The 7,255-nt window shown below is 66.6% G+C and carries 8 protein-coding genes; 6 read left to right on the top strand and 2 right to left on the bottom strand.

Annotation, left to right across the window (positions count from 1 at the left end):
* Positions 1 to 86: 86 nt before the first annotated feature.
* The 4 genes from N5D20_RS23455 (at position 87) to N5D20_RS23440 (ending at position 2,606) form a co-directional block, all read left to right on the top strand.
* Positions 87 to 1,094, top strand: a complete 1,008-nt coding sequence (locus tag N5D20_RS23455; protein ID WP_054172533.1) for a methionine ABC transporter ATP-binding protein — start codon at positions 87 to 89, stop codon at positions 1,092 to 1,094.
* On the top strand, positions 1,091 to 1,780 hold the full coding sequence (locus N5D20_RS23450; RefSeq protein WP_010481370.1) for a methionine ABC transporter permease: 690 nt from the start codon (positions 1,091 to 1,093) through the stop codon (positions 1,778 to 1,780). The genes N5D20_RS23455 and N5D20_RS23450 overlap by 4 nt, the downstream gene beginning before the upstream one ends.
* Before the next feature lie 237 nt (positions 1,781 to 2,017).
* Positions 2,018 to 2,290 carry a type II toxin-antitoxin system RelE/ParE family toxin gene (locus N5D20_RS23445; protein WP_197578816.1) on the top strand — a complete coding sequence of 91 codons (273 nt, stop codon included), beginning with the start codon at positions 2,018 to 2,020 and terminating at the stop codon, positions 2,288 to 2,290.
* Between the two features lie 16 nt (positions 2,291 to 2,306).
* A complete protein-coding gene (locus N5D20_RS23440; RefSeq protein ID WP_049435907.1) occupies positions 2,307 to 2,606 on the top strand; it encodes a HigA family addiction module antitoxin in 300 nt (99 codons plus the stop codon).
* A gap of 42 nt (positions 2,607 to 2,648) precedes the next feature.
* Here the strand turns inward: N5D20_RS23440 and N5D20_RS23435 are convergent, their stop codons facing one another.
* On the bottom strand, positions 2,649 to 3,251 hold the full coding sequence (locus tag N5D20_RS23435) for a lipocalin family protein (protein ID WP_010481371.1): 603 nt from the start codon (positions 3,249 to 3,251) through the stop codon (positions 2,649 to 2,651).
* Positions 3,252 to 3,378: 127 nt separating this feature from the next.
* Between N5D20_RS23435 and N5D20_RS23430 the strand changes: the two genes are divergently transcribed.
* Both N5D20_RS23430 and N5D20_RS23425 read left to right on the top strand, forming a co-directional pair.
* On the top strand, positions 3,379 to 3,705 hold the full coding sequence (locus tag N5D20_RS23430) for a hypothetical protein (RefSeq protein ID WP_197578815.1): 327 nt from the start codon (positions 3,379 to 3,381) through the stop codon (positions 3,703 to 3,705).
* A gap of 69 nt (positions 3,706 to 3,774) precedes the next feature.
* Complete coding sequence (locus N5D20_RS23425) at positions 3,775 to 5,871, top strand: prolyl oligopeptidase family serine peptidase (RefSeq protein WP_197578814.1); 2,097 nt, start codon at positions 3,775 to 3,777, stop codon at positions 5,869 to 5,871.
* A 111-nt stretch (positions 5,872 to 5,982) separates the two neighbouring features.
* Here the strand turns inward: N5D20_RS23425 and N5D20_RS23420 are convergent, their stop codons facing one another.
* Positions 5,983 to 7,170 (bottom strand): pyridoxal phosphate-dependent aminotransferase, encoded by a 1,188-nt coding sequence (locus N5D20_RS23420; RefSeq protein WP_049435913.1) that lies wholly within the window; start codon positions 7,168 to 7,170, stop codon positions 5,983 to 5,985.
* Positions 7,171 to 7,255: the final 85 nt, after the last annotated feature.

Below are 7,255 nucleotides of genomic sequence, written 5' to 3'. Positions count from 1 at the left end.
CATTCTGGCCCATGGCGCGGGCGCGCGACCGCCTGCGCTGGTAGGCTGCACGCCCCCTTCCGTCACCCAGCCGGTGAGCCACGCCCGTGATCGAGTTCCAGCGCCTGCACAAATCCTATGCCGTTGCCGGCCGCGCAGTCAGCGCGCTGCAGCCGCTGGACCTGACCATCGAGGCCGGTGAGGTCTTCGGCATCATCGGCCATTCCGGCGCCGGCAAGTCGACCCTGATCCGCATGATCAACCGCCTGGAAGAGCCCAGCGGTGGTCGCCTGCTGATCGGTGGCGAGGATGTCACCGCACTGGATGCGGACGGCCTGCGCGCACTGCGCCGGCGCATCGGCATGATCTTCCAGCACTTCAATCTGCTGTCTTCGCGCACGGTGACCGGCAATGTCGCCTTCCCGCTGGAGCTGGCCGGCACGCCGAAGGCGGAGATCGACGCGCGCGTGGCCGAGTTGCTGCAGACGGTAGGCCTGGAGGCGCACGCGCAGAAGTACCCGGCACAGCTGTCCGGTGGCCAGAAACAGCGCGTCGGCATTGCGCGTGCGCTGGCAACGCGTCCGCAGATCCTGCTGTGCGACGAGGCGACCAGTGCGCTCGACCCGCAGACCACGGCCTCGGTGCTGTCGCTGCTGTCGAAGATCAACCGCGAGCTGGGCCTGACCATCGTGCTGATCACCCACGAGATGGATGTGATCCGCCGTGTGTGCGACCGCGTGGCCGTGCTCGACGCCGGCCAGATGGTCGAGACCGGACCGGTCACCCGCGTGTTCCTGCACCCGCAGCACCCGACCACGCGCCGTTTCGTCAGCGAATCGGAGCAGGTGGACGAAGGTGCGCTGCACCGCGATTTCGATGCCGTCGGTGGCCGCATCGTGCGCCTGACCTTCCTCGGCGGCGACACCTACGAACCCCTGCTCGGCAGCGTCGCGCGGCAGACCGGGGTCGACTACAACATCCTGTCCGGCCGCATCGACCGGATCAAGGACACCCCGTATGGCCAGCTGGTGGTCGCCCTGGTGGGCGGCGACCAGTCCGCCGCGCAGGCCGCGTTCGTGGCCGCCGGCGTGCATGTTGAGGAGCTGCGTCGATGATCATCGCTACTGCCGGCGGCTTCTTCCGTCACCTGGATGCGGGCAAGTGGGCCGACATCGGCCAGGCCACCATCGACACCCTGCTGATGCTGCTCGGTTCGCTGCCGCTTACCCTGGCCATCGGCCTGCCCTTGGGCGTGCTGCTGTATCTGTTCGGCGCGCCGCAGATGAAGCGCCGGCCGTTCGCCTATGGCGTGCTGGCGCTGGTGGTGAACCTGCTGCGCTCGGTGCCTTTCATCATCCTGATGATCGTGCTGATTCCGGTCACGCTGTTCCTGATGGGGACGTCGCTGGGTGTACGCGGTGCGATCGTGCCGCTGGTGATCGGTGCTGCACCGTTCTATGCGCGCCTGGTCGAGACCGCGCTGCGTGAAGTCGACCGGGGCGTGATCGAGGCGACCCAGGCGATGGGTGCCACCACCTGGCAGCTGGTCACCCGCGTGCTGCTGCCCGAAGCGCGCCCCGGCCTGATTGCCGGTGCGACGGTCACCACGGTGGCGCTGATTGGTTTCACCGCGATGGGCGGTGCGATCGGCTCCGGTGGCCTCGGCGACCTGGCGTTCCGCGACGGCTACCAGCGCTCGCACACCGACGTGGCCCTGGTCACCGTGGTCCTGTTGCTGATCCTGGTGCAGCTGCTGCAGATGCTCGGCGACCGCCTGGTCGCGCATTACAGCCGCAAATGACGAGGCGCTCCGCCCGCATCAGGTAGTGCCGGCCGCTGGCCGGCAGACTCGCGATGTGTCCGGATGTGGCGGGGTTGCCGTCCAGCGGCCGGCACCACCGTAACGTTGGCCCGGAGGCGCTCATAGCGCCTGGCTCTGGACACAGTCGCATCGATCAGGAATCGATATCGCCAGACTGGGACTGGCAGCACATCCCATTCCTTGGTATGTTCCGTTCAACGTAATACGTTTTACGGAGTGATCCGTTCATTCCGCTGCAAGCAGACCCGCGCTCTGTTTGAAGGAACCTGCCCCCGCGCCTGGCGCCCGATCCGGCGGGCTGCTGAGCGCAAGCTGCAGTTGCTCGACTCGGCACAGACGTTGGCCTTCCTGCGCAGCCCGCCGGGAAACCGGCTGGAGGCCCTGTCAGGTGATCGAAGGGGGCAATACAGCCTTCGCATCGACGATCAGTGGCGGCTCTGCTTCACCTGGACAGACAACGGTACCGATGCCGTGGAAATTGTTGACTAGCACTGAGGTGCCCGCCATGAAGCGTCCCTACAACGGCATGCGCGCCATCCATCCTGGCGAGGTCCTGCGCGAAGAGTTCCTGATACCGCTGGGGCTGAGCGTGAACGCGCTGGCGAGGGCCCTGGATGTTCCCGCAACGCGGCTGCATGCCATCGTGCATGGCGAACGCGGCATTTCGGCGGACACCGCCGCACGGCTGGCGCGCCATTTCGGTGGGGATGCCGCGTCCTGGCTTGCGATGCAGGCGGCCTACGATCTCAAGACCTTGCCAACGCGCAACGAGATTGAGCGCAGGGTGCAGCCGCGGGCGGCCTGAGGTTCAATCGCGCGGATCCAATGCCCGCAACCACAGGCGCGATCAGCGCACGTTCGGTACTTCGTAACCCAGTTTTCCGACCTGCTCGGGGTGCTGCGGCACGCGCTTGAGCTTGTCGGTGTTCACGCCGTACTCGTCACGCAGGCGCTCGGCCAGCTCCTTGTACAGGGCTTTGTCCATGTCCGGCGTACGCGAAAAGATCCAGGCCATTTCGCGGCCGGGGTAGCCGATCAGCGCCCACGAGTAATCCGGCGCCACTTCCAGCACCCGCGAATGGGTCGGCACGACGCGGTAGAACCAGGTGCGCCAGCCGTGGTTGCCGCTGTCCGGGTCGACGCTGGCGCGGGCACGCACTTCCTGCAGCGGTTCGCCGAAGCCATCACGGTAGCGGTAGGTGATGCCCACCTTGTGCGCGTCGCGCAGCTCGTACTCGTTGACGCTGGCGACATGGCCACGTTCGATGAAGTTCGGCACGCGGCCGATCACATACCAGGTGCCCATGAAGCGCTTCAGGTCGATCGGTGCGTCCAGGGCAGCTGCACCAGAGGCACTGGTACGGGGCGACGGCGGCTCACTGGCGGCCACGGCGGGGCCGGCCAGGGAAAGGGCCAGCAGCGCGGCGCAGAGCGGGCGGATCGAAGTCATGCGGGAGCGGGCTCCAGTGGGCTTGCATGCGCATGGTCGACTGTGTGCACGCGATCCGTCAATGGTGTCGCAACCTGTGAGAAGGGCCTTGCCCAAGCTGTGTTGCATTGTCCACCGGAGAAGCCCCATGAACGCACGTTCCGTTCGTCGCCCTGCAACTGAACGCGTCATCATTGAACGCGCCGATCCACGCCTGCTGCGCAGCGTGCAGCAGGTGGCGCTGGCCGGCCTGGCGCTGGTGCTGGTCTGGCCAGCCGCGCGCGGCAGCAGCGCCTGGCTGGGCTGGCTGCCGATGTGGCTGGTGGGCATGCCGCTGGTGGCCTGGTGGGCGTTGTTGCGCTTCCCGCTGCTTGGGCTGTCGTGGCTGCGGCTGGCCCGGCGTACCGGTGGACAGGCCCGTCGCCGCGCCGGCGGCACGACCCGAGGCCGGCGCAGCCCCGCAGCCACGGCCTGACCTTCGACACGGGGGCGGCCGCGACATTCCGTGCTAGCGTTCCAAGGCTTATGACTGCCTGGAGCTGCAATGTCACGACTCGCTTCCGCCTGCCTGCTGGCCGGCATGATGACCGCTGCCTCGGTGGGGACCGCCGTGGCCGCTGAAGATACCGACCGTTACGCCTGGCTCGAAGACGTCACCGGCGACAAGCCGCTGACCTGGGTCAAGGAACAGAACGCCAAGTCCGAGGCGCGCCTGGCGCAGACCCCGGCCTTCAAGCAGATGGAGACCAGCATCCGCGAGGTGCTCGACTCCGATGCCAAGATTCCCGGCGTGCAGAAGATCGGCGACTATTACTACAACTTCTGGAAGGACCAGCAGCACGAGCGTGGTCTGTGGCGGCGCACCACGCTGGCCGAGTACCGCAAGGCCTCGCCGCAGTGGGACACCGTGCTCGATCTGGATGCGTTGAACAAGGCCGAGGGCGAGAACTGGGTCTGGCATGGTGCCGACTGCCTGCGCCCGGACTACAGCCGCTGCCTGATCGCGCTGTCGCGTGGCGGTGCGGATGCCGACGTCACCCGCGAGTTCGACCTGGCCAACAAGACCTGGATCAAGGATGGCTTCTTCCGTCCCGAGTCCAAGGGCGGCCTGAACTGGGTCGACCGCGACACCGTGTTTGTCTACACCGACTTCGGTGCCGGCTCGATGACCACGTCGGGCTACCCGCGCGTGGCCAAGCTGTGGAAGCGTGGCACGCCGATGACCTCGGCCACCCTGGTGTACGAAGGCAAGCCGGAAGACATGTACATCGCGGCGATGCACGATGACACCCCGGGCTTCGAGCGCAACCTGGTCAGCCGCACCCTGGCCTTCTACAACAACGAGATCTACCTGCGTGGCGACGATGGCACGCTGACCAAGATCGATGCGCCGAACTCGGCCGAGAAGGGCCTGCACAAGCAGTGGCTGACCCTGGAACTGCGCGACCCGTGGACGGTGGGCGGCAAGACCTATGCCTCCGGTTCGCTGCTGGCCACCAAGCTGGATGATTTCCTGGCCGGCAAGCGCGACTTCGAGGTGCTGTTCACCCCGACCGCGACCACCTCGCTGGCCAGCGCCACCTGGACCAAGAACCATCTGGTCCTGAACGTGCTGGACGACGTCAAGAACCGCCTGTCGGTGCTGACCCCGGGCGCCGATGGCTGGCAGACCAGCCGCTTCGTCGGCGCGCCTGCCTTCGGCACGCTGGGCGTGGCCGCGGTGGACAGCAACGACAGCGACGCTGTTTGGCTGACCGCCACCGACTACCTGACCCCGACCACGCTGGCACTGGCCGAGATCGGCCAGGCGCCGGAAACGCTGAAGACCATGCCGACCTTCTTCGATGCCAAGGGCAAGGTGATCGAGCAGCACTTCGCCACCAGCAAGGACGGCACCCGCGTGCCGTACTTCGTGGTGCACGACAAGGCGATGAAGCTGGACGGCTCCAACCCGACCCTGCTGTATGGCTACGGTGGTTTCGAGATCTCGCTGACTCCAAACTACTCCGGTGGCATGGGCCGCGCCTGGCTGGAGAAGGGCGGTGTGTACGTGGTCGCCAACATCCGCGGTGGCGGCGAGTACGGCCCGCGCTGGCACCAGGCAGCGCTGAAGCAGAACCGTCACAAGGCCTATGAAGACATGGCCGCGGTGGCGCGCGATCTGGTCAAGCGCAAGATCACCAGTGCCAAGCACCTGGGCGTGCAGGGCGGCAGCAACGGTGGCCTGCTGACCGGCAACATGCTGACCCAGTACCCGGAACTGTTCGGTGCAGTGGTGGTGCAGGTGCCGCTGCTGGACATGAAGCGCTACAGCCATCTGCTGGCCGGTGCATCGTGGATGGCCGAGTACGGCAACCCGGATACAAGCGACTGGGAGTTCATCAAGACCTTCTCGCCGTACCACCTGTTCAACGCCAAGAAGAACTACCCGCCGGTGCTGTTCACCACCTCCACCCGCGATGACCGCGTGCACCCGGGCCACGCCCGCAAGATGGCGGCGAAGATGATCGACGCCGGCAAGGACGTGACCTACTACGAGAACATCGAAGGTGGCCACGGCGGTGCAGCCAACAACGCGCAGGCCGCACACATGTCGGCGCTGGCCTACAGCTTCCTGTGGGAGCGGTTGGGCGGTAAATAAGCAGAACGGAAAACGCCGCCCCAGGGCGGCGTTTTTCGTTGGGTCCGCGCATCTACGTGGCGTAGGGCCAGTAGATCCACGCCATGCGTGGATGCCGTTCGCGCAGATCGATCAGGCGCCCCAGCTCCGCAATCCACGCGCAATCCGCGCCACCGCCTCCTGCAACCGCGGCACTTCCTGGGTATAGGCCAGGCGCACGTGCTGGTTGGCGCGATGGAAGCCGAAATCCAGCCCAGGGGTGAACGCCACGTGCTCGGTTTCCAGGAAGTGCGCGCAGAACGCCTGCGCGTCGTCGGTGAATGCGCTCACATCGGCGTACAGGTAGAACGCACCCTGCGGCTCGACTTCGATGCGGAAGCCCAGTTCGCGCAGTGCAGGCAGCAGGAAATCACGGCGTTGGCGGAACGCTTCACGGCGCTGTTCGAAGATCGCCATCGATTCTTCGCTGAAGCAGGCGAGTGCGGCGTGCTGGGCGATGCTTGACGCGCTGATGTACAGGTTCTGCGCCAGCTTCTCCAGATCGGGCACCGCCGCCGGCGGTGCCACCAGCCAGCCCAGCCGCCAGCCGGTCATGCCGAAGTACTTGGAGAAGCTGTTCAGCACGAACGCGCTGTCGTCCACCTGCAGCACGCTGGGCGCATCCAGGCCGTAGGTCAGGCCGTGATAGATCTCGTCCACCACCAGGTGGCCGCCCCGCGCGTGCAGGGTCTGCGATAGTGCAGCCAGTTCGTCGGCGGAAAGCACGGTGCCGGTCGGGTTGGCCGGCGAGGCGACCAGCGCGCCGACGCTGTCGGTATTCCAGTGCTGTTCCACCAGCGACGGGGTCAGCTGGTAGGCGGTGTCCGGCCCGACCGGCACCAGCTGTGCGCCGCCTTCAACGAGGCGCAGGAAATGGCGGTTGCACGGATAACCGGGGTCGGCCAGCAGCCAGTGGCGACCGGGATCGACCAGCAGGCTGCTGGCCAGCAGCAGCGCACCGGAGCCGCCGGGGGTGACCAGGATGCGTTCGGGATCGATATCCAGCCCGTAGTGGCTGCGATAGAAACCGCTGATCGCCTGGCGCAGGGCCGGCAGGCCACGCGCGGCGGTGTAGCGGGTATGGCCGGCGGCCAGTGCGGCCTGGCCGGCACGCACGACCGGTTCGGCCGTGGTGAAGTCAGGTTCGCCGATTTCCAGGTGGATCACATCGTGGCCGGCCTGTTCCAGCGCCTGTGCGCGGGCCAGCAGGGACATCACGTGGAACGGAGCGATTTCATGGCTGCGCCGGCTGTAGCCCGGCGTGTGGGGCAGGGTACTCATGTGCCCATGGTACGCCGGTCGGCATGACCCATGACGATCCGCAGGGTTGCCGCATTGCAGGGATTGGGGTCAGATCCCTTTTCGG

The sequence above is a fragment of the Stenotrophomonas sp. GD03877 genome (genome assembly GCF_029840555.1).
In the GTDB taxonomy this organism is placed as follows: domain Bacteria; phylum Pseudomonadota; class Gammaproteobacteria; order Xanthomonadales; family Xanthomonadaceae; genus Stenotrophomonas; species Stenotrophomonas geniculata.
The sequence above is the reverse complement of the archived record's forward strand: the minus strand, read 5'-3'. Positions and strand labels throughout refer to the sequence as shown.

Bases quoted from the DNA above. Each gene is read 5' to 3' on its own strand.
- N5D20_RS23435 (WP_010481371.1), bottom strand. From the start codon at position 3,251: ATGACTTCGATCCGCCCGCTCTGCGCCGCGCTGCTGGCCCTTTCCCTG.
- N5D20_RS23425 (WP_197578814.1), top strand. From the start codon at position 3,775: ATGTCACGACTCGCTTCCGCCTGCCTGCTGGCCGGCATGATGACCGCT.
- N5D20_RS23440 (WP_049435907.1), top strand. From the start codon at position 2,307: ATGAAGCGTCCCTACAACGGCATGCGCGCCATCCATCCTGGCGAGGTC.
- N5D20_RS23430 (WP_197578815.1), top strand. From the start codon at position 3,379: ATGAACGCACGTTCCGTTCGTCGCCCTGCAACTGAACGCGTCATCATT.
- N5D20_RS23450 (WP_010481370.1), top strand. From the start codon at position 1,091: ATGATCATCGCTACTGCCGGCGGCTTCTTCCGTCACCTGGATGCGGGC.
- N5D20_RS23420 (WP_049435913.1), bottom strand. From the start codon at position 7,170: ATGAGTACCCTGCCCCACACGCCGGGCTACAGCCGGCGCAGCCATGAA.